Below are 23,927 nucleotides of genomic sequence, written 5' to 3'. Positions count from 1 at the left end.
GAAGAAGCGGTTGCTTTTTTTATTTTCTCCTGACAATAACCTCCTTTCCTTTTATGTCGAATGTAAGTTCGTCCATCAGCTCGAAGGTGTGCAAGACCTCCCGGATGGAAGCATGACGATTGATTTTCCCCGTGTAAAGAATAGATTTCAATGCTTCGTTCTGATAATGGGTGTCGAACAGATACCAGCATCCCAGTGTTTTCATGACCTCTTCCAGGGGTTGCCGGTAAAAGGCAAACACGCCGTCTTTCCAGGCTGTATAATAATTCACGTCCACGGTTTGCTGCAACAGTGTTTTCCGGGTAGCGTCGTAATACCCCTGTTCGCCCGGTTTCAGGACGATCCATTGTTCCGTAGTGCCGATCCCCATCGATACGGTTCCGCTGATCAAGGTGGTCGCTTCGTTCGTGTCGTCGGGGTACGCCTTGACATTGAAGGAAGTACCTGTCACTTTTACCGCCGAGTGTTCCAGGCAAACCAGAAAGGGAGAACGGGGATCACGCTTCACGTCGAAATAAGCTTCACCACTGAGATATACGATTCTTTCACTCCCCGGAACGAATCGGTCAGGGAAGCGCAGACGGCTCTCGGCATTCAGAAATACGGTCGTGCTGTCGGGCAACAGGAAACTGAATTCTCCACCCCGGGGTACTTCCAGGCAATGGTAAACAGGTTGATCACCGTTTGCATCTCCGCAAGCGGCTTGAATGACCACCCGTCCCTGATCGTTATGCAACTTCATTTGCTGTGTATCCGTTTGCCGTAGTGTATCCAATAATACTGTTTCGCCTGAAGGGGTAATCAGCCGGGCCATGCGTTTTCCGGGATATATAGAGGTCTCCTCGCTGGCTAAGGGGAGAGAAACAGGAATCTTGCTATACCGGTAGACTGCCAGTCCCCCGAAAAGAATAGCGACAGAAGCTGCTGCTACCAGCCACCACCGGCGGTTGCGCCGCATGTTTCTTTTACGGACCACCTGTTGCCACCCTTCCCCGGGGTCGTAGCATCCGATTTTGGACAACAACTCATTTTGCCGTTCATCGTCACACCATTTTTGGAAATAAATCCGGTGTTTTTCCGATTGTGCCAGCCAGTTGTCCAGTTCTTTTTTCTCCGGTTCGGATAGTTTCCCAGCCCAATGACCCAGAATAAGCCGGATAATAGTAATGTCGTTTTTTACTCCCATTTTGCAACCATTTTGTATTATTACACGATGATATGCAAAAAGGGGTAAATGAAAATGAATTTTTTTATTTTACCGGTGACTTCGGATTAATTAAGGAAAAAGTAACCGAAATCACAGACCGAATAATAAGGCGAACAGCGGGTACAACTCTTGCAGATTTTTTCGCAGTATCTGTTTGCCCCGTTTCTTTTGGGCTTTTACCGTTTCAATACTGATTCGCAGGGTTTGGGCCGCTTTCTCGTTATTCATCCCCTCGAAATAGTACAACTCGAATACTTTACGGCATTCCCGGGGTAATTTTTCTATTGCTTTTCTCAGCCGGCTGAAAATTTCCGTTTCGATCATCCGGCATTCGAATTCGTCCTGTTCTCCTTCATGTTTCAGATAACTCAGGTAGTGTTCCCGCGAGAGACGGTTGCGTAAATGGTTCAGACAATCGTTTTTTTATGGTCAGATATAAAAAGTTTTTCAGATGTTACTCACTTTGGACTGACTGTCGCTTTTCCATTAAGCGGACAAAAACCTCCTGAACGATGCCCCGGGCCGTTTCATCGTCCTGTACATACCGAAAGGCAAAATAACACAGCGAACTATACCAGGAAGTAAAGATTTTTTCTACTTCATAGGCATATGTCTTTTCCATACTCATGCTTTCGTCGTTAGTTATCTGTTGCGCGACTTTTATGCAAAGATAAAGTATTCCGCTTGATTCGCAAAAGCCACTGGCTGAATCCCGTATCAAAAATACTAAATTTCTACATGTTCAGATTTTCTTACGCTGCCAGGAAGCGAATCTCATGAAAAGCCAGGACACCAGACCGATGAGGGTTCCATAAGTAAATTCACTGGTCCATACCCATTCTACGCGGGTGGATATGTAAGAAGCGAAAAACCAGACAGAAAAGGTGTAGGCGATCAGTACGACAGATTCCAGTATCAACGCATTGGTCGTATTACCTGTACCTGATACGGCTTCGAACAGTGGAATTCCGAAGCTCATAGCGATCGAAGCACAGCAGATAACCAGCAAAGAAGGAATAGAGGCATCGGCTAAGACCAAATCGTCGGTGTAGATAGACAGCACCGTATGAGGGATAAACAAACAGCATAAGAGTACCGGCAGAATGGCGATCAGCCCTTGTCCGATCGTTTTGAAGACAGTCGGCATCACTTCGTTTTGTTTCCCTTCGCCGATCAGGCGGCTGGTGAGCGTATTGGCCGTTGCACCGAAAGCAAATACGGGGATCATAACGAGCATATAAACACTTCTCACAATACCGGACACCGCAATCGGTGTCTCGCCCATATGTTCGACCAGAGCGAAGAAAATAAACCATGTCCCGAAAGAAAGTAACTTTTGGATCATGGTGGGAAAAGCCAGTTTCAGAACCGATTTCATCAGCCAGCCTTCCAGTTTATGAAAATAGAATAAGGAATAAGTTTTTAGCGGAAGCTTGACGAGCGTATACCCGATAAAGAAAAATGTAGCGGATATTTCGGCACATACAGAAGCGAGTGCTGCACCACCGACACCCATTTCGGGGAAACCCCATTTACCGAATATCAGGACATAATCGAGGAATATATTCACCATAGCCATGATGGCTGTCGTGAAACTGATGACTTTGGTATCGGACAGCCCGATATATAAAGAACGGAACAAAAAATTAAAACATACAAAAATAATACCGTAATGCCGGTAATCCATATATTCTACTGCAGCGGCGTAGATATTAGGCGACTGGATGATCCTGGCCAGAATATCGTTGGTGAAATAATGTTGTATCAGAAACAGACCTGTAGACAGAAAAAGCACGAAAAACAACCCGTGCTCGAAAATCACCCCGATCCGGTCCAGACGCCCTTCACCCAGGCGGCGGGCAACGATGATCTGTATACCGATGGCGAATCCCCAGGCTAAAGTCGAATAAATATAATAATAAATACCTGCCATCATCGAAGCTCCCAAAGCGACAGCACTGACCCGTCCCAGAAAAGCCGTATCGGTTAAGGCGATCAGGGTTTGTGCCAGATTTCCGAAGATAATCGGAAGGGCTATCGTCCAGATGATTTTATTTTTTACAGAGCTTCTCATGTGCTGTGGGAACGATTAGAAAGCTTCGGTCATATTCATATAAATACCCCATTTCTGTCCGGGTTCTTTGCCGATATCCAGACGGAAATTTTTGCGGGGTTGTAACTGAATACGAAGTCCGATACCATAGTTGAGTTTCCATTTATCCCAGTCGGCCGGGGTTTTTCCGATCGTACCCGTACCGATCCAGGCAACCCCTCCGAACTTCGACCAAAAGGCGCCCCGGGCATAAGCTTCCTGCGACATAAACATGTGCCGGTATTCGATAATGCCGTAAGCCATCGATTTATCCCGGTATTTACCCCAGGCGTAACCGCGCAGATCGAAGGGATTACCGAAGTTCGGCAGTTCGCTGTAAGGGACGTTATCCATACCGATCTGGGTTTTGGCTGTCCAGGCCAGCGTGCTCCGGCGTTTGAAGACCTGACGGAATTGGCGGTATTCCAGTTCCAGCATTTCATAATTGTAATTTCCGCCCAGATATTTCCCGTACAGGGTTCCCATTGCGCTTAGGAATACGCCCTCGAAAGGGGTAGCGACATCATCCCGGGTATCGTACTGGAACAAAGCACCTATTCCGATATTGTGATAACGGTTACCATATTTCAGGATGGCCGGATTGGTTTTCATCCAGTCGGCCAAGGATTTCGTATAATTATAGTTGAAATCCAGAAGCGTACCTACGTATATATTCGGTTTCACTTCCCACACAAAACGGGGAAAGAACTGCACGCTGGCTTTATGAAAGGTCACCGAATCCTTATCGTAACGGTCCTTTAGTTCCTCGGCTTTTTTGATTTCATCATAGCCGACGCCATAAAAATTGGCCGGTTCGGTACGATAACCGTATTTGATGTAAATACGGAATTTATTTTCATTGAAAAACAACGTACCGGCTCCTGCTGCGACGAAAGTCCCGTTGATAGAGATATTGAAGCCTACCGGGATAAAAGACCGTTGGCTGATGGTATCGTCGGGGTTCATCCGGAAAGTCATCAACATGGCGCCACCGACTCCCAGCGAAGCTTCGGGGTTATAGGAAGGACCTCCAAGAATGGAAAGCCATACTTTTTTATGGGCACGGATCGAATCGCGCCTTTGCTGGCGGGCAAATTGTTTCAGTTGGCGTACGGTCCAGGTCTCGGTCACAACGACGGTATCTCCCGGTGTCGTGATTTTTACAGAATCTTGCTGTGTAAATGCAGGGATCGCTACCAACAGTAGCAGGACAAGAAGTAATAGTTTCATAGTTGTTCTTAAATGTGCCAAATTTACTTCAAAATTTGTGCCAATCGGAATTATATGTGTTAATTTATATTATGACAATGATATACCAATGGCTATCGACTCTATCGGATAAAAGAGGTTACTAATCTATTATCAGATTACGAAACGGATATCATTTAGGTTTTATATTCACATCTGGTTCTGATCGGTTCGTTTTCTCAGATTATATCTATAATAACCTTATTATACAAAAATAGGATAAAATAAAAAAGTGGTTACCCTCATTTCGGGAATAACCACTTTTCAATATAAGCTACTTCGAATAATAGATTTCTTGTTTTTTGTACTAATATACAAACTTATAGGCGATATCATTAAATATGACATATCCGGCGTTGTCCTTTGTGAATGTTGTTACATAAGGATGAGTCCTTGGCATTGGAGGTGCTTCTTCCCATTCGTCTGTCAAGTAATTATAACGACAACAATACCAATAAGGTGGAGCTGCATCTAATCCTAATTCTCCTCCTACAATATAAGCATATTCCTGTCCGTCGATAGTTAAAAAGAAGCATAGGAACGTGTAATTCCCGGATATCTATCAGGTAAAAGAGTATTTAACGGTATAAAGCGAAACTCTTCCGGGTTGAATTTATAAACATCCCGGCTATATTCGTGAGCATTATGACCGAAACAAAGATAGACGGTTCCGTTGAGTTGAGATCTGCCTAAGCCTACATAAGCTTTATTTTCGATTACGAAAGCAATGGCCCCGATTTTTGAATTCCCTGGAAAGTCCTTCATTTTATCCCATCCGATGTAGTCTGTCGTTCTTTTATACTGCCATAGATTATTGCTGTGAGAATTCTCACAATCATATTTATTTTTATGATTTATATTTGGCATATTTGAATATGACCATTATAATTTTTACTTTTGAATTCATTGGTCTTAAAAAACTTTGTTGATACATAACAATTATTAAATTATTGGCGGACTGTGAATAAGTTTTGGAATATTAATTTTAATTTTGCAAAAAAAATAAAGGAAGACAGTATTAATAATGAGATTCTAAGCATAAAAGTTTTAAGAATTGTCAGTTCCTTATCAACTATTGAATCATTAAAAAATATGATTTTTAAGTTTGCGGGATATTCTTGTTGAATTTAAGACTGATGAATCAGTTGAATGTGTTGTAATAAATTAAGATGATGACGATAGAAGAACAAGTAAACGATGGTATTAAAAATGCCATGAAAGCTCACGATAAAGTTCGGCTGGAGACGATGCGTAATATCAAGAAAGTGATTTTGGAAGCCAAAACCCGCCCGGGGGCCAATGACCGGATCGATGATGCCGAATGTATCAAGCTGATTCAAAAATTAGCCAAACAGGGGAAAGAATCGGCAGAAATTTACAGACAACAGGGCCGCGAAGATTTGTACGAGCAGGAGAGCGGGCAGGTGGCCGTGCTCGAAGAATTCTTACCGAAACAACTGGATGAAGCTGAACTGACTGAAGCTTTGAAAGCTATCATTGCCGAAGTGGGTGCTTCTTCTGCCAAAGATATGGGAAAAGTGATGGGCACCGCTACCAAAAAATTGGCCGGTCTGGCCGACGGTAAAGCGATCTCGGCTAAAGTAAAGGAATTGCTGGGGTGAGCACGTAAGGATCGTTGAATATAAAGTTTCCCGATTTTATTTAATCTCCGGTAAATCGATCCCCTTGATTTTGCGATAGAGATTCAGGGCATACGAGTCGGTCATGCCGGAGACGTAATCTACTACGGTCTGAATCTTTGTATACATAGAATCTGCCTTACTGACCTTGTATTGTTCGGGCATGATCGATAAGATATTCCGGGCATAGTAAGTTTCCGGTTTCAGTACTGCATCCGTATATTCTTTGAGGATGGTTCCGAGTATTTTGAAACCGGCAATTTGAATCTGGGTTACCATATTCGTATGGTAGATTCGTCCGTAAGCTAAGGCGGTGCAGGCATCGTAGGCTTCTTTGTTCGTTCCGCTGACTTGTTTGATCAGGGTACTGTTGAAATCACCCTTCATGATCGCTTCGTAATTCTGGCAGAATACGTCGGCACAGGCATTGATCAGCTTATTGATGATTCCGGCTCTCAAAAAAGCAATCCGTTCATTTTTGTCGGTAACCGTCTTGAAAGTTTTGGTGATGATTTTCAGATCTTCTTTGTCTTCATTTTTGTCATAAAAGCTTTCCAGAATAGCGACGGTTTCGTCATAAGAAAGTATGCGTAGTTTATGTGAGTCTTCGATATCCATAATCTGGTAACAGATATCGTCAGCGGCTTCGACAAGGTATACCAGCGGATGGCGTACATATTGCAGCGGATGGTCACCGAGCTGGCGGATTCCCAGTTCCCCGGCTACCTGCCGGAAAATGTCTTTTTCACTCTGGAAAAAACCGTATTTGAATCCTTTGGGATTGGCTTTTGTCGATTCGAAGGGGTATTTGACGATAGAAGCCAGGGTGGTATAGGTCATGGTATAGCCTCCCGGGCGGCGTCCGTTGAAGCTGTGGGTCAGGAGACGGAAGGTATTGGCATTACCTTCGAAATGGCTTAGGTCATTCCATTCTTCGTCGGAAAGCAATTTTTTGAAATACAGGCCTTCACCTTCACTGAAAAAATAGGAAATCGCTTCTTCGCCCGAGTGGCCGAAAGGAGGGTTCCCCAGGTCGTGGGCCAGGCAACCGGTGCTGACAATGGTTCCGATTTCTTCCAGAATTTCCGGATTTTCGATCTCTACTTGCTGTTGTTTCAGGAATTGGCTGACCTTATTTCCGAGCGAACGTCCTACACTAGCTACTTCAAGGCTGTGAGTCAGACGGTTGTGAACAAAAATATTACCCGGAAGGGGAAATACCTGCGTTTTATTCTGTAAGCGACGGAAAGGAGATGAAAATATCAGGCGGTCGTAATCCCGTTGAAATTGCGAACGGTCGTGCGAATGAAACAACGAAGTGGTACTTCCCGGATGATAACGATGGGCTGATAAAAGTTGATTCCAATCCATAGGTAAAGCAATGAAGATAAGATCGAATAATAGGTTGAAAAACAAAGAGACGTCCAAAAAGTTTATACTTTAGGGACAGCCTCTTTGTATAAGGTTACTTTTTATTTTGTAATGAAGTGGAAGTGACTTCCGAAGCGTTCGAATGCAGCTTTGTCCAGTTCTTCCTGGCATTGAGGAGCAGCAATACGGATCAAGGCTTTAGCGCGATCCTGTAAGGTTTTTCCATATAGGTCGGCTACCCCGTATTCCGTAACGACATAATGCACATCGAAACGGGTGGTCACCACTCCGGCGCCATTCAACAGGGTCGGACTGATTTTACTGATCCCTTTGGCTGTGATAGCCGGCATGGCGATAATCGGTTTACCTCCTTCACTGGCTGCTGCACCCCGGATAAAGTCCAACTGTCCTCCACAACCACTGTAGAATTTGCATCCCAGAGAGTCGGCGTTTACCTGGCCGGTGAGGTCGATAGAAAGTGCAGAGTTGATGGCAGTCATTTTCGGTTGCTGGGCAATGATATAAGGATCGTTGGTATAGCCTACGTCCATCATAGCTACTGCCGGGTTGTCGTCGATAAAGTCATATACCGCTTTAGAACCCATCAGGAAAGTAGAAACGATTTTCCCTTTATCGTATTTTTTATTCAGGTTGTTGATTACTCCTTTATAATAAAGAGGTAATACTCCATCGGCAAACATTTCGGTGTGGATCCCCAGATTTTTGTGGTTACCCAGCTGTGACAATACGGCGTTCGGAATAGCTCCGATTCCCATTTGAAGACAAGCACCGTCTTCGATCAGGCCGGCACAATTTTTACCGATTTGAATATCCTGTTCCGATGGTTGTGCCGGTTTAGCTTCAATCAGCGGAGTGTTGTCTTCGCAGAAGATATCGATATCGGATAATTTGATGATGGCATCTCCCCAGGCACGCGGCACGTTAGGGTTGATCACCGCAATTACTGTTTTAGCCGTTTGAACGGCAGCCAGGGTGGCATCTACAGAAGTACCCATAGATACATAGCCGTGTTTATCCGGAGGACATACCTGAATCATGGCCACATCTACCGGAGTAATCCCCATACGGATTAATTTCTGGGTTTCACTGAGGTGTACCGGAATATAGTCTGCCCAACCGTCCTGAGTCGCTTTCCGTACGTTGTGGCCGACAAAATACGATTCCAGCTGGAATACACCTTCGAATTCCTGCTCTGCATAAGGAGCAGCGCCTTCCGTATGAAGATGTTGCAATTTAATGTTTTTCAGCTCTCCGGCACGTCCGCGGGCACACAAAGCCTGGATCAAACCCTGAGGTGCACAAGCTACACTGTGAATATGAATCCGGTCGCCCGATTTCACCACTTTGACAGCTTCTTCAAATGATACTGTTTTTATACCTTGAACCATAATGTTGTTATATTAGATTAAAATCTTTCACTCACAAACGATGCGAAGGTAGGCAATAAAAAGTAAAAAGTAAAAGGTAAAAGGTAAAAAGTGGGAGTAAATTGTGTGTAGAATTTGTTGCGTAATAAAATTATAGGGGAGAATACCGGACAAAACTGCTGTAATGGTTTGCGGATCGGATATATATAATCAATAGTATGGTGAAAAAGGACAACTCTATCTGTAAAGTATAGAATCGTCCTTTTTAGTTTACTTGTATTTTTCGATCAGGTTTTTAACGACTTCGGGGGTTAATTTATGATTTTCGAGCAGAGGAAAACCTTCCCAGCGGACAATACCTTTCGGATCGATGATGATGACATGGGGAATACCTTTGATTTCCAGGATTTTGTCCATTGTTTTTTTAGTATCTACTCCGTAATAATATTCGATAACGGGTTCTTTCATCGCTTTAATCTTTTCTACCGGTTCGTCCGAAATGCCGATAACGACGACATCTTTCGAAAATTCTTTGGCAATCTCGTTGAGCTCGGGAATTGCTTTCCGGCAGGGGCCACACCAGGTAGCCCAAAAGTCGATGATGACGAATTTTCCCTCAGTATCGGGTTTTTTAGAAATCCAGGTTTCTACGGTTAGTTCCGGTGCCTTTTCGTTCAGAAAAGATTTTGCCCACAACTGTTTGCCGTTGTTGCTTTCCTGTGCAAATCCAATACCGCTGAATAATAGCATGGTCAGTAAAATAATTGTGTTTTTCATTGTTTATCAGAATTTTAGTATTCAAGTCTATCCTTTGTTTTTTCAGTTATAACGGTTACAGCCCTTTCTCTCAACTTCTATCTCCCCACTTTTTAACCTCTCTCTTTTATCTCCTCGAATAACCTTTAGCCTATAGCTTTTAGCCTACAGCCTTTAGCCTATAGCTTTTAGCCTACAGCCTTTAGCCTACAGCCTTTAGCCTATAGCTTTTAGCCTTTTACCTTTTCATCGCCCTCTCCATATCTTTCTTGGCATCTTTCAGTTTCAGGCTTTCCCGTTTGTCGAATTCCTTTTTGCCTTTAGCCAGGGCGATCCGGAGTTTGGCGTATCCTTTTTCGTTGAGGAAAACTTTCACCGGTACGATGGTCAGGCCGGATTCTTTCACTTTACGTTGCAGTTTGATCAGCTCTTTGTGAGTGAGCAGTAGTTTTCGTTCCCGTTTTTCTTCGTGATTGTAATAAGTCCCTAGTTTGTATTCGGCGATATGCATCCCTTTTACCCACAACTCTCCCCGGTTAAAAAAGCAGTAGGAATCTACCAGACTGGCTTTCCCGGCCCGGATAGATTTAATTTCGGTACCGGTAAGTACGATGCCGGCATTATATTCTTCGAGAAATTCGTAGTCGAAGGAGGCTCGTTTGTTTCGTATATTGACTTCGTTAGGCATAAACTGAAAAATTAAATATTGAAAGCAGAAATTCCAAAGATGATCATCAAAAGTTGATTGATAATGACTGGAATACAAATAATCGCCAGTGAACTGATGACGAGAATATTGGTTTTCTGGCCCGGATGCAATCGGGGGATTTGGCCAAGTCCTTTGTAAAGCGTCCGTATAAAAGTAAAACTGAGCAACGTAAAAAGTTGGCCTAGAAAAATATTTCCCAGAGCATTTCCAATACTATGAAAAATAATGAAAATCACTCCACTGTATACGGTCAGATTTAAGGCCAGGTTCGTATCGAAAGAGAGTTTCCGGCACAAATATTCCCGTGTAATCAGATAGGCGAACCAGTTACCGATGAGCATTGCTATCAGATTAATGATTGTCAGACCGGTAGCTTGCCAAAAATTATAATTGATCAAATTGATCAACAGAACCATTATCGAGATAACCATAGTAATGGGAATCAGATAATTCCGATACAATTCCTTTCCGGAATTAGTTTCGTTCAGGGCTTCCGGCCATACAATCTCCGGAACCATCAGCAATTGTTCGGTGCGTCGGTATAGATATTTGAAATTAATATTTTTCATGCCAGACAAAAATATCTAATTTTTCCTGAAAAACAACAGGAATTTTTGAAGATACTTTGTCCGGGAAAGACAAAGCTAGGGAAAGGTGAAAGCCTACAAAGCCCATTCTTCTGATAAGGATGGAAAGAATGGGCTTTGCATTACTTTTGTAACCGGTCTATTAGAAGTGTGCGGACTACCTCATACCCTTTATGTGGATTGAACTCTTCATCTGGCCGAAGCAACTGCTTGGTATCTCCCAAAAACTCATCATCTTGCATTTTATCTTCCATGTTGATAATAAATTCTTTGTAAGTAGGAACGTGATCTACCACAAATTCCATATACTTTTGGTAACAAGCCAATACGTGAGCTATGTTGACATCTGATAGGGTCAATGCTTTATACAAGTCATATAAATCACGTCCCTTTCGTCTTTGGTACAAAGCACGCAACTTAGTCCCCACCAATTCATCCAGCTGATAGGTCAAGACATGACACTCTCCATTATACCATTTGTTTGAAACTGAGAATGGAACTTCCTGCATTGGTAGCACATTGAAATGTTCCTTGCAATTGATTTCCACCTTGAGGTGTATCGGAACAACCGGTATAATTTCTGATTCAAGTCTAAAAATTAAAGTGTTATTATGTTTCTTTTGCTTGACTTTGGGCTCGCCGAGAAAAGAAAGTGCTTCTCTGATGCGGTCGTATGTTTCTTTTATCGGTTCCGCTTTAACTTGTACAAGGTCGATATCCTCGCTATATCTGGGCTGGGGTGACAGGAACAGCTTATGCAGGGCAGTTCCACCACGAAATGCAAGATGTGATGCAAGGTATGGGTCCTTATAAATTTCTGTCAAGGCTCTGCATATCAACAAATCCTGTTCAACCTGTTCGGTTTCTGTCCATGGAACCTGTTCGCCCCATTCTCTGATTGCAAATTCGGGAATCATTCGTCTATTTCTATTTCTTGGTTAATAATCACTTTCCATTTTTTATCAACTTCACAATATCCTGTCGGTTTGTTTACCTTAAACGGAACTTTTCTAAATTTTAATCCTGCGACCTCCATTTTGGAATATAAAGTTTCCGCCAAATCCTCTCGCTCCAAGATATGTTCCATGATATATCCCAACCGCTGAAAGACCGGTGTAGATGATGCTTTGAAGAAGGAGTCATTCAGGCTGTCCAGATTCACGACATCTACCAATTCGTTCAAAACAGTGCAGACACGGTTCAGACCACCCACGCTCTTTTCGTTTTCTATCAAGTCAATAGCTGTCAGTTCAGGAGAAGATACGTTGATATATCCAGTTTGGGTTTTGTGTTTTCTTATGAACTCCGTTTGAATTTCTTTTTTAGAGAAGAATAATATGGATGTGCCATTTTTAGAAGTACTCCTCATATAAGGTAGTTCAACCGCTACCGAAAAAGTTTGAGCCCTTTGATGGGAGGCCCCATAAAAAGCTGCGGCATTTAATAAGGCTACATAATATTTCTTGTCAAGATAAGCCATAAGCTGATCCATGTAGAAGACCGGAGGGATAATCCCTTTCAGCGAATACTCTATAGGCATGATGACATAGAAATTTCTCCAGGGCGAAATGATTTTCGCTTTAGTGACCAAACGGGACAGATAGGTTTTCATATAATCCTTGCCCAATGAAGGGAATTGCTTTTCAATATCTTCCTTGGTGAAGGTGTAGTAACCCCTCATTTCCCTGTTTTCAATCCATTCTGACAAGTTTTCTATATCCTTTTTCATATCACACGATGCAATGATTCTGCAAAAGTAATCATTTCCTGATTACTTACGCAAAATGATTGCAATTATCTTGGGCTAAATGTGCATTTTTCCATATTCCTCTATAAAAATCCATCATAGCCGCGCTTCCCTTGTCAAGTCCCATTGAAAAGGTAACTCGGAGGGACGATACCTTCCACGTTCGAGCCTGCGGTTTTCGCGCAAAAAATTCCCTGCGGTAATTTTTCACCCGAAAAAACGTTCCGGTATCGCCGTCCGAGTTGTGGAGACGGCCGGGACTTAGCAAGCGAAGCGACCTACGGCGCATAGGACAAGATAAAAAACAATCTGACAGCGGTATTTTGCCGGACTTGATGTTCCAATGGATTACGCCGTCAACACATTCCCCATACAAAATCTTCTTCCTGTCTTATAGAGCGGCACAAGGAAGCGGGGACTAAAGACAGCTCGCTCGCAACTCTGCATAATACGGTTTTCTCCTTGCCGGTTTCGTGGCGTTCCTGCCGTTTTTCTTACCCTGGGGCTTGCCATTCGTGTGTGCCCGCCCTTTTCCGCCCCTTTAATCCGGTGCTTTTCCTTACTTTTTCCTTTGACTTTCCCGTTTTTCCGCCTCCCGCTTTTCCTCCCGCGGTGAAACAGGATGACAAACGATGAAACACATAGTACAACATATTGTAAATCAATCATATATCAGAAATCATCCTATATATTTGCACTGACAATCATAGTTATCAACCCTAAAAACCAAAGTTATGGCAAAGAAAAATGGAAGGGACGATCCCCCTAAACCGCAAGTCGCCGAGAACGAACAGATGAGCGACATCATCCTTATCCTCGACAAGATGGAACTGATTTTACAGGCAGTATCCCAAATTGACAAGGACGGCAGGTACAAGACGGTTCCGGCAGACAAGGAGCATACAAACTCCTTTCTGAAAATCGACCGCTACGCCAGCATGTTCGAGAATTTCCTGAAGAACTTCTGGAGCCAGCTCAAGGACCCGACACGCTTCGGTATCCTTACCATCAAGGAAGACACGCTGGATAACCCGGAAGTGAGGCAGGCAGTCGAAGACATCGCGGCAGGAAAGCAGACCAAGGCAGTGGAGGAATTTCTCAAGAAATACGAGATTGTCCCCCGCGACAAGGAAAACCAAAGTATCAACCCCAAGAATCAAGAAGAAATGTCAAAAGAAAATGAAACACAGCGGCAGGCCGCCCAAGGCGACGGCACGCAGCAACAACAACAGCCCCAGTACCGCTACAACGAGTCCATGATCAACTGGGAACAGCTGAAGAACTTCGGGCTCTCCCGTGAGGAACTCCAGGAACGGGGACTACTTGACCAGATGCTCAAGGGTTACAAGACCAACCAGGTCGTGCCCATCAGCATGAACTTCGGCTCCGCCGTACTACGCACCGACGCGAGGCTCTCGTTCCAGCAGTCCCGCTCCGGGGACATCGTGCTGGGCATCCACGGTATCCGGCAGAAACCCGACCTCGACCGTCCTTACTTCGGGCACATCTTCTCCGACGAGGACAAGAAGAACCTGCTCGAGACGGGCAACATGGGGCGTGTCGTGGAACTGAAGAACCGCAACGGCGAGTATGTCCCCTCTTTCATCAGCATCGACAAGCTCACCAACGAGGTGGTGGCGATGAAAGCCGAGAATGTCTTCATACCACGTGAAATCAGCGGGGTGAAACTGACCGAGCAGGAACAGAACGACCTGCGTGAAGGAAAGAAGATATTCATCGAAGGAATGACGGCCAGATCGGGCAACCCGTTCGACGCCCACATTCAGGTCAATGCCGAGCGCAGGAGCGTGGAGTTCATCTTCGAGAACGACAAGCTCTTCAACCGGCAGTACCTGGGAGGCGTGGAACTGACCAAGAAGCAGGTGGAAGGCCTCAATGCGGGCAAGGCCATCTTCGTGGAGGGCATGAAGCGCAAGGACGGGGAACTGTTCTCCTCCTACGTGAAGCTCGACGAGGCGACGGGCCGCCCGTCCTACACCCGCTACAACCCCGACTCCCCTGAAGGCGCGCGGGAAATCTACATCCCGAACGAGATAGGCGGCGTGAAAATCACTTCCGAGGAGCAGAAAGAGCTGCGCGAAGGACGCCGATAATCTTGACGGGCTTATAATACATTCTGATCAAGGATGGCAATATCAACACTTCGGATACAGACAGCGTCTTGAGGATTACAATATAATCCAAAGTATGTCCCGAAAAGGCAATTGTCTTGACAATGCCATGGCTGAAAACTTCTTCGGCATAATGAAATCCGAATTGCTTTATGCCGAGAAATTTGAGTCGCCGGAAGCCTTTATAAAGGCTTTGAATGAATATATTGATTATTACAACAATAAAAGAATCAAATCCCGGTTAAATGGAAAGAGTCCGGTACAATACCGAACTCTTTCTATAACTGGATAATGTTTAACCTGTCCAACTTTTAGGGTGCACTTCACTTTTTTGGACAGCCCCATAAATAGTTGTTAAATAGTTGATTTATAGATAGCCTTTCTTTTTGCTTTCTTCATTAATGGCTTTACGAAGCGTATCTAAAAATTCGGTTATTTTTGATGGTTTACGACTAACGACACTTTCATGCTTCTTATGCACATCGCCCAATTTAATATTGAAAAGGTATTCAAAGGCTCTTCCGATTTCTGTAAGTGGTGCTTCTGTACCACTGCGCGTTACCACTCTTTTAGATAGGAACAATCCACTAACTATCTCCATAATCTCAATAAGATAGGTTTCGTCTGTAAGGTAGAGCGGCGAGAGTGGAAGTTTATTCTTCCGGTTTTGGAATTGAACCGGATATTTAATTTGCATATTGAGTATGCGGATTTCCGTATTTACAAGTCCTATCGCTTCATCAATAAGCAATGACAAGGCGTTTTTCCCCCTGCTCAAATTGTACTCGATACGACTTGAGCCTGTTTAGTCCAAAAGAGAAGTAACGTAATAATACAGCGTAGTCCTGTTCCTTTATAGCAATACTTACTAAGTGATTGGCAAGTTCTTGCAATGCGGCCGTAAAATCATTTACGGCAAACTCTTTCTGTGAGTGTTCCGATAATAGTCGGAAAAATCTCAAATCTGATAAGTCTTTCATAATTAATACATTTACATATTGATAAATTGCGTTGCTTTGCTGAGGATTGCGTTGATACAATTCTCCCGTAGCCAGCGGTTTGAATGAGTTTTTTTATACCGGTTATATTTTGTTGTATTTATAATTTACGGTTATTTTTTCCACCAATCGTCCACCTCTTTGCTCGGTTGTAGGTTTCCCACATACGAGCGTATTCTCCTTTAAGAGCAAGTAGCTGCTCATGTGTTCCCTGCTCGGCTATCACACCCTTATCTACATACAGAATTCGGTCGGCATTGGTGATTGTAGACAATCGGTGAGCGATGACCAATACCGTCTTTCCTTTGATGAGATGAGAGAATGCTGCCAGAATCTTACCTTCGTTTTCGGGGTCGGCAAAGGCGGTGGCTTCGTCCAGCAAGATAATAGGGGAGTCTTTTAATATGGCGCGAGCCAAGGCTATGCGTTGTGCTTCACCACCAGAGAGGTAGATGCCTCCTTCGCCTACCAATGTCTGATAACCATTGGGCAAGGATTCTATAAACTCATGGCATTGAGCGGCACAGGCAGCCCGTGCCACTTCCTCAAAGGTTGCAGTCTTGTTACCCATACGGATATTCTCCTCGATGGTATCGAAGAAGAGCATATTATCCTGAAAGACAAAAGCGACGTTGTCCATCAACACCGAAGTGGGAATCTCTTTGACTGGCACTCCTCCTATTAAGATTTCTCCGCTTTGAACGTCCCAAAAGCGGGCGGCAAGCATAGCAACGGTACTTTTACCGGCTCCCGAAGGACCGACTAATGCAGTTATCATACCGGGATGGGAGATGAAAGATATCGCTTTGAGTATCGGCGTGGTGTCGTAGGCAAAAGAGACGTTGCGAAATTCCACTGAAGCGTCTTTGGGGTGTCGGGGAATGTCAGGCTCTTCGATTTCGTCCATATAGAGAATGTCATCAATCTTCTGTACACCCATGTTGTTCTGATTCAGAAAGCTGCCTATCCACAAGAGTTTAAGCACGGGAAAGAAAACAGCCACGCCGAAAAACAGGAACATGAGTAACACCGGCACGAAAGTGGCATACGAGGCACTCCCCACAAGCAGCCACACTGCCACGGGAATGATGAAGAGCAGTGCCGAAGAGAGTATGGTAAGGAAACCTACATATGTGGGTTGGTATTGTACGTTTACCTCGTTGGCAAATTTGCGGTACTCCTTGATGTCGTCATTGAGTTTGCGATAGGCATTAGTCGATTCGGTGAAGGTCTTCACCACCTGAATACCGCGAATATATTCCACAATACTAGCATTCATTCTGCCTAAGGTCTCCACATACCGTTTGGAAACCTCCCGGATTTTTTTGCCGGTGTACATTCTTCCCATCACATAGAATGCCATCGCCAGCACAGCCAATACTACGATAGCCAACCGCCAGTCTACGGCAAACATATAGCTGACGAGAATCAGCGGAAAAAGTAGGGCAGTTACGATGTCAGGGATATGGTGGGCAATAAACAGTTCGATGCGCTCCACGTCGTCGCTCATTATTTTCTTCAGTTCTCCCGAAGCCCGGCGGGAAAAGAACCCCAAGGGCAAACGAACCATTTTTTGTACTAGCTGCATTCGTATTTCATACAGAATGTTGAAAGCGGCAATGTGCGAGAGCATGAGGGAAGCAAACGTGAGCACTCCGAAAGCGAAGAAAGCTCCCAAGGCGATATAGCTCCACAGCCAGATGTATGCCTTGTCAATCAATGAGGGATCAAGCGCATGCTCTGCCAACTCGATGAGAATATTGTACACCGCTATGATCGGCACAAACTGCACGATGGCGGTGATAACTGCCAACAACATCGCCCCGATGAGCAGCCGACGTTTAGTGCCGGCTATTTCTATCAACCGTGCCAGCCCGGTCTTGCGTTTATTTGTATCCATAGCCTTACTGTTTATTCGATTGTTTGAACTTCCATCCTTTTACCCGTTGTTGTTCCTCCCAAAGATTGCGATACAGTCCTTCCTCTGCCAAAAGAGCTTGATGCTTGCCTTGCTGCACCACCCGTCCTTGGTCTATCACTACAATATTATTGGCACCTATCACCGTGCCCAAGCGATGAGCGATGATGACTACAGTCTTTTCTTTCACCAAGTCGTTGATAGCATCTTGGATGTGAACCTCGTTTTCGGGATCGAGCGAAGCGGTTGCCTCGTCAAGCAACACGATGGGCGCATCTTTCAAAATGGCACGGGCAATAGAGATACGCTGTTTCTCTCCACCGGATAGTGTGCTACCTCCTTCACCCACCATCGTTTCGTAGCCATCAGGCATAGCGGTGATGAAGTTGTGGCATTGCGCCTTGCGTGCGGCAACTTCTATCTCTTCGCGGGTAGCTGTCTCACGTCCCACGCGGATGTTGTTATAAATGGTATCGTTGAAGAGATACACATCCTGAAAGACGATGGAAACTTGTTGCATCAGTGTATGCACGGTGTAGTCTTTGATGTTTCGTCCGCCAAATAGGATTTCCCCCTCGCTTACATCCCAGAAACGGGCAATGAGTCGTGTCAATGTCGTTTTGCCCGAACCCGATGGTCCCACAAAAGCGGTCAGTTCCTTTTCGGGAATGGTAAGCGATACATCCCGAAGTACGGGAATATCGGCATTATAGCTGAAGCTGACGTGACGGAACTCTATCTCTGAGTTGACAACATCTTCTATTATACCCTCCGGAAGTACGGGCGTTTTGCAAAGAGCATCAATGCGTTCGGCTCCCAGCTTCATGTAGTTGATGAGGGCGATAAAGGTCAAGGCGTTGATGAGTGGGGCATAGATAGCCGATCCTGCCAGCAGGAACATGATGTAAACGGGCATGGAGACTTTGGCATTTAACAACATCGAGAAGCCAAGTAGCATAATAAGAACCAGGCCGCCATTGAGCAGAGTGGAAGCCAGCGTGATGCTGGGTGCGGGAGCCGCTTCCAAACGGATGCTCTCCCGCTTTAGATCACGGAAAGCTCGTTCCAAGCGTTCAAACTTATTGCCGCTCAGGTTGAAAGCCTTAATCAGGCGGATACCTTGTATATACTCGATCATGCGCGAAGCGGCATTGGTCTTTATTTTTTGATGCCTCTTGCCCAAGGTTGCCACAAAGTGATTGGTGAGCCACATCATGGGGTATGCCAATGGAATGACAGCTGCTGCCGCCAAAGCTAATTGCCAGTTGAAGAATGAGAGCGAAACCAAAGCGACGATGGGCATCGCCAGCCCGCCAAAGAACTGACCGATAAGGTGAGTAGTGAGCATCTCCACGTTGTTATAGTCGCTGACAATGTATGCCCCGATGTCGCCGGGATCACGACTATTGAAGAAACTCATCGGCAGTTGGCGCAGGTGATTGACCACTTCCAAACGACCATCGCAACAAATGTCGTAGCCGTCTTTATAGGCTACAAGGTATGCCTTTTTGCTAATGAGCCAAAGGCAAACGAGAGAAATTAGAAGCATTAGGCACGCCCAACCTATGTTCACGAGGTTGAGCGGTGTGCCGGGATTTTGCAGAGGTTTGAATACCTCCCACACCACGAGCAGCATTGCCCCATACGGTGCGCCACGAAAAAAGTACTCCGCAACCGTCCAGCCTATCAGCGGACGCAAGCGACGGGGCTGCCCCATCGTGGCGGAATTGAGTATTTGAGAGAGATTGTTCATAAGGTTGCTATTTGAGTAAGAAGTATCTGGGAGTTCTCGCTTTGTACCGCGCATAGTCTTCCCCATAAGTGGTCATGCAGTATCGCTCTTCACCCAAGATAACGCCATGCGTGACGAGGATCAAAGGAATTGTGGCAAGCAGCAACCACAACGATGCCGAGGCAATGCAAACCGCCAATGCTCCCACTTCATAGAAGAAGTACATCGGATTGCGCGACAGGCGGTAAACGCCTCGTACGACAGTTTCTCCTTTAGGCGTAGAGGCATAAGCATGAAAGGCTGCCATAAATCCGACAAGTGCAAAGGCAAACAAGACGCACCCCACCGTGAATAGCGGTGTACCTATGCGGAGAGGGACAAAGAGCGACACCAAAAGCAATGTTCCCTGAAACACAAAGCTTAAAGTGGCGTACCGCTTGTCCTTAGAGGTATACCAAGATGTATCTACGGCACGTTTGCCACCTTCTCGGTAAAGAATCATATACAAAAGTTGTATCAGCACCAATGCAAACGAAGGTATCCATGCATTGAGCCAACCGAAGTGAAATTGAATGAAATCGTTTATTGGCATACGAAATTTTATTTATTGTGTGTGATATTGAAACCCTTGAATAGCCATTTCTGAATGGAGAAACAAGATTAATAAATGTTTGGGCTAAAAAATGAGAGCAAAGGAAAGGCCGATAATTCAACTCTCACCTTTGCCTCTTCTGAGTGATTGATTATTACTTAGTTTTCAAACCAATGGAAATATGCAGGAGCTCCATCTACCTTTACTACGGCATCCGAGCTTGTTTCGCCGGTTGCAGGATTATGCGTATAAAAGCCCACATCATTTCTGCCATTAATAGCAAACACGATAAGATTCTTGTATTTCTCCACTGCTCCTCCAAAGCTTGACGTCATCGGTATCGGAAGTTTTTTTACCGTTTTATTGTAAATATCCATCTCTACACTGATGAGCGATTTATCCGTGAACCAGTTGGGAGATGTTGGGTTTGCCCAATAAGAAGGAATATCCATCGTGGCATACATTTTTCCGTTGCCGGCGTATTGTGATTGAAGCAGCCAAACGGTTTTGCCCGATTCGCCTTCGATTGTTTGATCGTTCAACACCCAATTATAGGTAGGGTCAAATTCGGTTTCGCCTTTCTTGATGCGCAAGATACCGGTCTTGTACTTAGGATTCATGCCGTATGCGCCCGTGCACATCAGATACATATCGCCTTTTTCATCGATAAAGGTTTGTTGCCCATAGGTATAAGCCCCGATACCGATACCACTCGCCTTTTCATAGATGACACGCTCCACCTTGTCCGTTTGAGTGTTGATTACCGCGAGTTCTATCTGAGGTTCGGTAGCCGGTTGGAATGTCATGTCTGTCTGATTCAGTGTTACATACAAACGTCCATTATGCACAAACGGAGATCCAAACATCGGTACGGCCAATCCCGGTGCAGCGTAAGAGGACAGATCAATCTCACCAGTTAGTTCCATCGTTTGAGGGTTGAATATAAATAACTTGCCGATAAGTGATATCAGATAGGCTTTTGTTGCATTAACAAAAGAGATGTGTCTTGGAACAGAATTAAGGGGAATAGGCATGGTTGCCGTTTTGGTGAGTTTAGTTCCCGAACGCCCCCATTTTGTTACTACATTTTCATCACCTTGTGCTCCGAACGCAGGAAAAGTGTACACATCATTACCGTTGCACACTGGCATCATTCCGTAACCGACTTGCACGGCATTTTTGTTTGTCAGTTTCTTGGGAGACACTCCATCTGCTAACTGCATCCAACCTGACCCGGTCTGTCCACCGGGATTCATAAGCATGGTGTAAACAAGTATATCGCCAACTTTTACTTCCGGATCGGTCGTGATTGGTTTCGTTTCCGGGTCTTTGCTACAAGCTGAAAACAGCATAGTGATACTCATTAGGAGGAGTAATACTCCGTTGATTCTCTTTTTCATTTTACTTTTTATTTTATTGTTGAATAATATATTGAATTGTGATTAGCTTTATTTCAGCACGTACCTGATACGTGCGGTAAAGGCTCTGCCGGGAAGCGGGTAATTAAACTCGCTGAACAGGCGGGCATTCGTAAGGTTGGATGCTTTTGCCGAGAAGGTAAGCCCACCGTTCATGATGGAGTATTCTAATCCCAAGTCGAGCTTGAAAGAGCGCGGAATGCGTTTCTCTTGATATTGACTTACTTCGAAATCGAAGAAATACTCTTCTACGAATGAAGCATCGGTAAATAGTCTTACATTCTGACCTTTCCCTCCGAAGAGATTCTCTTTGTGAAACTCTACCCCCGCATTTGCTAAGAAATAGGGAATATTAGGCATACGCAATCCCTTCGACGGATTGAGAACGTTACTCGTTGGTTCGTACTTACGTGTATCGCGAAGGTCTTGAAACGTGGCATTTACATATCCGTAAAGCCAGCGTGTAACATCTGCTTTGACTTCTGCCTCTACACCGAAGGTACGCATCTCACCGAAATTAGTGTATCTGCCCTGCACGAAGTTGCGCGTATAGCGTATCATATCTTGCAGGTAAGAGAAGAATCCGTTTACCTCCACCTGCAACAATCCGGAACCAATCTTTTTATCGTACATCAATCCGATGTTAGCGTTAGTTCCTCTTTCGGGTTTCAAGTCGCCCGAAGGAGCAATAAGGAAGCCGTCGCCAATGAGTTCGGCATCTGTCGGTAGTCGTACATCATAGCTTACGGAGGCTTTCCCCAACAACTCTTTGGTGAAGCGGTAGCGCAAGGCTTCACTTACACCCCAATCGTGCTGCTGCATATCCACTTCTTTGGGTACGGAATTCCAAACATCTCCTATTTTCGTATTCATGGAATAGTAATAATACTTACCCGTCAGCGAGTTGAGGAATTTGTCATTGGGGGATTTATAGTCGTAACCCAAACCTAATACCCAGCTCGTCATGTGTGAGTCGAAGTTTATCTGTCGCCCCACCGCTTTATCCAACAACGGATCGGAGGGCTTCCCCAATGCCCATTTGAATAATGAGTTGAGGTTGATGGAGTGCCGGTCATTGATGATGTAATTGAGATTGGTCTTATTTCCCACGGTATGCTTACGCATTTTCATGTCAGAGGGTAAAACTCCTATTTCTCCTCCGTAAGCCGAAACAGGCGGATAAGGATTCATATCCCAGTCGTAGCGAAGCCTAGCTGTATCCACAAAGTTGTATTGAGAATAGGCATAGCCCGTGCCGCTACTGAAGTCAAGTCCATTGAGTAGGAAATTGTCTTTCTGTAAATCAATGGCGAAGTTGTAAGCTCCGGCACTACTTTCGGCAGAGCGTATGTTCTCTACCACGCCTTGTATCTGCTTGCTGTTTCGGATAAATTCAAGTTCAAACTCCATCTGATCGAACCACCATTTACGGGCTTTCATCGATATCCCTCCCCCCGATTGGTTGAATTTGTCATGGTCGCGTTTTATGAACTTACCTTTGTTCTGAGGCAATTCCATACGATAGTCATTATCAGAATGGGTGTATAACAACGCTGCCCCCAACTCTATTCCTTGTTTGACCAGATTCCGCTTGAAGACGCTACTTGCTTTATGTGTATTGAAGCTACCGAACGAATACGAAGCATCCAAGTAACGAGGTGGATACTCTTTAATCACGATATTTACAGCACCCCCCACGGCAGATCCACCGAACTTGGCTGGAACCACACCTTTATATATTTCAATGCGGTCAATCATGTCGATGGGTATATCGTTGATGTCGATGAAATCGGAATTATCGTTCATCGGTACTTCGTCTATAAAGAATCCAATACGCTTGCCTTCCAAGCCGCGAACAGAGATACGCGAGGCACTGCCTACTGCTCCCTGCGAACGAATGGTTACGCCTACGGTCTTAGTCAGAATATCTTCTACGCTATTTATTGTACCTTGTAACTGGCTCATACTGTAAACCGTTACCGGCATGGCTTGCTCCCGAATCTTGCGGGCTTCACTTTTGCCCATCACCACCACTTCGTCCAGCGATTTGACTTCGGCTTTCAGGCGGATAATAGTTTTCTTTACATTCTCTTTACTTACGGTTACTTTTTGGACTGCTGTTTGATAGCCCATAAACTTCACGGTGAATGTATAAGTACCGAAAGGAATGTCTGAAAAAGAGAACTCGCCATATTTGTTGGTTACATCGCCCTTTTTCAGTTCCTCAATAAAGAGGGTTGCTCCGGGCAGTGGATCTTCGTCAGTGTTGTCGATGACCACGCCCGCAATCCGCCCCCCACCTGTTTGGGCGGATACACTGATGCTCATGAGCATCAGTATCAATAGAGAAAATAGTACTTTCTGTTTCATTGTTTATTTATATGATTGTTGG

The 23,927-nt window shown here is 44.8% G+C and carries 21 protein-coding genes and 2 pseudogenes; 3 read left to right on the top strand and 20 right to left on the bottom strand.

The genetic code is table 11. From position 1 onward, the window contains the following. Positions 1 to 19: 19 nt before the first annotated feature. The 6 genes from ODOSP_RS06885 to ODOSP_RS06865 form a co-directional block, all read right to left on the bottom strand. A complete protein-coding gene (locus tag ODOSP_RS06885; protein ID WP_013611633.1) occupies positions 20 to 1,186 on the bottom strand; it encodes a FecR family protein in 1,167 nt (388 codons plus the stop codon). Positions 1,187 to 1,297: 111 nt separating this feature from the next. Next, positions 1,298 to 1,618, bottom strand: coding sequence for an RNA polymerase sigma factor (locus tag ODOSP_RS06880; protein ID WP_083813727.1), 321 nt, complete (start codon positions 1,616 to 1,618; stop codon positions 1,298 to 1,300). A gap of 43 nt (positions 1,619 to 1,661) precedes the next feature. Beyond that, positions 1,662 to 1,829: a sigma factor gene (locus tag ODOSP_RS19645; protein WP_157741833.1), complete on the bottom strand. Its 168-nt coding sequence runs from the start codon at positions 1,827 to 1,829 to the stop codon at positions 1,662 to 1,664. Positions 1,830 to 1,949: 120 nt separating this feature from the next. Beyond that, complete coding sequence (locus ODOSP_RS06875) at positions 1,950 to 3,281, bottom strand: MATE family efflux transporter (RefSeq protein WP_013611632.1); 1,332 nt, start codon at positions 3,279 to 3,281, stop codon at positions 1,950 to 1,952. Between the two features lie 15 nt (positions 3,282 to 3,296). Beyond that, positions 3,297 to 4,529 (bottom strand): BamA/TamA family outer membrane protein, encoded by a 1,233-nt coding sequence (locus ODOSP_RS06870; protein WP_013611631.1) that lies wholly within the window; start codon positions 4,527 to 4,529, stop codon positions 3,297 to 3,299. A 540-nt stretch (positions 4,530 to 5,069) separates the two neighbouring features. Further along, entirely contained in the window at positions 5,070 to 5,414 is a 345-nt protein-coding gene (locus ODOSP_RS06865; RefSeq protein WP_013611630.1) for a Kelch repeat-containing protein, read from the bottom strand. Between the two features lie 305 nt (positions 5,415 to 5,719). On the opposite strand from ODOSP_RS06865, the gene ODOSP_RS06860 reads away from it, so the two are divergent. Further along, positions 5,720 to 6,169, top strand: coding sequence for a GatB/YqeY domain-containing protein (locus ODOSP_RS06860; protein ID WP_013611629.1), 450 nt, complete (start codon positions 5,720 to 5,722; stop codon positions 6,167 to 6,169). A 36-nt stretch (positions 6,170 to 6,205) separates the two neighbouring features. Here ODOSP_RS06860 and ODOSP_RS06855 read toward each other — a convergent pair whose 3' ends face one another. From ODOSP_RS06855 to ODOSP_RS06825, 7 genes are all read right to left on the bottom strand, one after another. Next, positions 6,206 to 7,558, bottom strand: coding sequence for a deoxyguanosinetriphosphate triphosphohydrolase (locus tag ODOSP_RS06855; RefSeq protein WP_041557241.1), 1,353 nt, complete (start codon positions 7,556 to 7,558; stop codon positions 6,206 to 6,208). Between the two features lie 101 nt (positions 7,559 to 7,659). After that, complete coding sequence (locus ODOSP_RS06850) at positions 7,660 to 8,967, bottom strand: acetyl-CoA hydrolase/transferase family protein (protein ID WP_013611627.1); 1,308 nt, start codon at positions 8,965 to 8,967, stop codon at positions 7,660 to 7,662. Between the two features lie 249 nt (positions 8,968 to 9,216). Continuing rightward, the gene (locus ODOSP_RS06845; RefSeq protein ID WP_013611626.1) at positions 9,217 to 9,723 is read right to left on the bottom strand and encodes a TlpA family protein disulfide reductase; all 507 of its coding nucleotides are present in this window, start codon (positions 9,721 to 9,723) and stop codon (positions 9,217 to 9,219) included. Between the two features lie 217 nt (positions 9,724 to 9,940). Next, positions 9,941 to 10,390: an SsrA-binding protein SmpB gene (gene smpB / locus ODOSP_RS06840; protein WP_013611625.1), complete on the bottom strand. Its 450-nt coding sequence runs from the start codon at positions 10,388 to 10,390 to the stop codon at positions 9,941 to 9,943. An 11-nt stretch (positions 10,391 to 10,401) separates the two neighbouring features. Further along, positions 10,402 to 10,980, bottom strand: a complete 579-nt coding sequence (locus ODOSP_RS06835) for a hypothetical protein (protein ID WP_013611624.1) — start codon at positions 10,978 to 10,980, stop codon at positions 10,402 to 10,404. A 140-nt stretch (positions 10,981 to 11,120) separates the two neighbouring features. Then, the gene (locus ODOSP_RS06830) at positions 11,121 to 11,915 is read right to left on the bottom strand and encodes a nucleotidyl transferase AbiEii/AbiGii toxin family protein (RefSeq protein ID WP_013611623.1); all 795 of its coding nucleotides are present in this window, start codon (positions 11,913 to 11,915) and stop codon (positions 11,121 to 11,123) included. Further along, entirely contained in the window at positions 11,912 to 12,727 is an 816-nt protein-coding gene (locus tag ODOSP_RS06825; protein WP_013611622.1) for a type IV toxin-antitoxin system AbiEi family antitoxin domain-containing protein, read from the bottom strand. Before ODOSP_RS06825 ends, ODOSP_RS06830 begins: the two co-directional genes overlap by 4 nt. 752 nt (positions 12,728 to 13,479) lie before the next feature. Here ODOSP_RS06825 and ODOSP_RS06815 point away from each other — a divergent pair. Then, a pseudogene (locus tag ODOSP_RS06815) lies at positions 13,480 to 14,853 on the top strand (DUF3945 domain-containing protein); the annotation flags it as partial. 16 nt (positions 14,854 to 14,869) lie between these two features. After that, a pseudogene (locus ODOSP_RS06810) lies at positions 14,870 to 15,169 on the top strand (transposase); the annotation flags it as partial. Between the two features lie 75 nt (positions 15,170 to 15,244). On the opposite strand, the gene ODOSP_RS06805 reads toward ODOSP_RS06810, so the two are convergent. The 7 genes from ODOSP_RS06805 to ODOSP_RS06775 all read right to left on the bottom strand — a co-directional run bounded on the left by ODOSP_RS06805 (position 15,245) and on the right by ODOSP_RS06775 (position 23,905). Beyond that, positions 15,245 to 15,628 (bottom strand): RteC domain-containing protein, encoded by a 384-nt coding sequence (locus ODOSP_RS06805; RefSeq protein ID WP_008778329.1) that lies wholly within the window; start codon positions 15,626 to 15,628, stop codon positions 15,245 to 15,247. Further along, the gene (locus tag ODOSP_RS06800; RefSeq protein ID WP_002560578.1) at positions 15,618 to 15,857 is read right to left on the bottom strand and encodes a hypothetical protein; all 240 of its coding nucleotides are present in this window, start codon (positions 15,855 to 15,857) and stop codon (positions 15,618 to 15,620) included. The genes ODOSP_RS06805 and ODOSP_RS06800 overlap by 11 nt, the downstream gene beginning before the upstream one ends. A gap of 118 nt (positions 15,858 to 15,975) precedes the next feature. Further along, the gene (locus tag ODOSP_RS06795; RefSeq protein ID WP_013611619.1) at positions 15,976 to 17,775 is read right to left on the bottom strand and encodes an ABC transporter ATP-binding protein; all 1,800 of its coding nucleotides are present in this window, start codon (positions 17,773 to 17,775) and stop codon (positions 15,976 to 15,978) included. Between the two features lie 4 nt (positions 17,776 to 17,779). Then, positions 17,780 to 19,429 (bottom strand): ABC transporter ATP-binding protein, encoded by a 1,650-nt coding sequence (locus ODOSP_RS06790; RefSeq protein WP_228026248.1) that lies wholly within the window; start codon positions 19,427 to 19,429, stop codon positions 17,780 to 17,782. A gap of 124 nt (positions 19,430 to 19,553) precedes the next feature. Further along, positions 19,554 to 20,117, bottom strand: coding sequence for a methyltransferase family protein (locus ODOSP_RS06785; protein ID WP_013611618.1), 564 nt, complete (start codon positions 20,115 to 20,117; stop codon positions 19,554 to 19,556). A 158-nt stretch (positions 20,118 to 20,275) separates the two neighbouring features. Next, entirely contained in the window at positions 20,276 to 21,517 is a 1,242-nt protein-coding gene (locus tag ODOSP_RS06780) for a YncE family protein (protein WP_013611617.1), read from the bottom strand. 48 nt (positions 21,518 to 21,565) lie between these two features. Then, positions 21,566 to 23,905, bottom strand: coding sequence for a TonB-dependent receptor (locus tag ODOSP_RS06775; protein ID WP_013611616.1), 2,340 nt, complete (start codon positions 23,903 to 23,905; stop codon positions 21,566 to 21,568). Positions 23,906 to 23,927: the final 22 nt, after the last annotated feature.

The organism is Odoribacter splanchnicus DSM 20712, assembly GCF_000190535.1.
Classification (GTDB): Bacteria; Bacteroidota; Bacteroidia; order Bacteroidales; family Marinifilaceae; genus Odoribacter; species Odoribacter splanchnicus.
This window is presented reverse-complemented; position numbering and strand designations above follow the sequence as displayed.

Bases quoted from the DNA above. Each gene is read 5' to 3' on its own strand.
- ODOSP_RS06790 (WP_228026248.1), bottom strand. From the start codon at position 19,429: ATGCTGCTCGTGGTGTGGGAGGTATTCAAACCTCTGCAAAATCCCGGC.
- ODOSP_RS06850 (WP_013611627.1), bottom strand. From the start codon at position 8,967: ATGGTTCAAGGTATAAAAACAGTATCATTTGAAGAAGCTGTCAAAGTG.
- ODOSP_RS06800 (WP_002560578.1), bottom strand. From the start codon at position 15,857: ATGAAAGACTTATCAGATTTGAGATTTTTCCGACTATTATCGGAACAC.
- ODOSP_RS06870 (WP_013611631.1), bottom strand. From the start codon at position 4,529: ATGAAACTATTACTTCTTGTCCTGCTACTGTTGGTAGCGATCCCTGCA.
- ODOSP_RS06875 (WP_013611632.1), bottom strand. From the start codon at position 3,281: ATGAGAAGCTCTGTAAAAAATAAAATCATCTGGACGATAGCCCTTCCG.
- ODOSP_RS06885 (WP_013611633.1), bottom strand. From the start codon at position 1,186: ATGGGAGTAAAAAACGACATTACTATTATCCGGCTTATTCTGGGTCAT.
- ODOSP_RS06835 (WP_013611624.1), bottom strand. From the start codon at position 10,980: ATGAAAAATATTAATTTCAAATATCTATACCGACGCACCGAACAATTG.
- ODOSP_RS06795 (WP_013611619.1), bottom strand. From the start codon at position 17,775: ATGGATACAAATAAACGCAAGACCGGGCTGGCACGGTTGATAGAAATA.
- smpB (WP_013611625.1), bottom strand. From the start codon at position 10,390: ATGCCTAACGAAGTCAATATACGAAACAAACGAGCCTCCTTCGACTAC.
- ODOSP_RS06855 (WP_041557241.1), bottom strand. From the start codon at position 7,558: ATGGATTGGAATCAACTTTTATCAGCCCATCGTTATCATCCGGGAAGT.
- ODOSP_RS06780 (WP_013611617.1), bottom strand. From the start codon at position 21,517: ATGAAAAAGAGAATCAACGGAGTATTACTCCTCCTAATGAGTATCACT.
- ODOSP_RS06845 (WP_013611626.1), bottom strand. From the start codon at position 9,723: ATGAAAAACACAATTATTTTACTGACCATGCTATTATTCAGCGGTATT.
- ODOSP_RS06785 (WP_013611618.1), bottom strand. From the start codon at position 20,117: ATGCCAATAAACGATTTCATTCAATTTCACTTCGGTTGGCTCAATGCA.
- ODOSP_RS06865 (WP_013611630.1), bottom strand. From the start codon at position 5,414: ATGCCAAATATAAATCATAAAAATAAATATGATTGTGAGAATTCTCAC.
- ODOSP_RS06775 (WP_013611616.1), bottom strand. From the start codon at position 23,905: ATGAAACAGAAAGTACTATTTTCTCTATTGATACTGATGCTCATGAGC.
- ODOSP_RS06860 (WP_013611629.1), top strand. From the start codon at position 5,720: ATGACGATAGAAGAACAAGTAAACGATGGTATTAAAAATGCCATGAAA.
- ODOSP_RS06830 (WP_013611623.1), bottom strand. From the start codon at position 11,915: ATGATTCCCGAATTTGCAATCAGAGAATGGGGCGAACAGGTTCCATGG.
- ODOSP_RS19645 (WP_157741833.1), bottom strand. From the start codon at position 1,829: ATGGAAAAGACATATGCCTATGAAGTAGAAAAAATCTTTACTTCCTGG.
- ODOSP_RS06825 (WP_013611622.1), bottom strand. From the start codon at position 12,727: ATGAAAAAGGATATAGAAAACTTGTCAGAATGGATTGAAAACAGGGAA.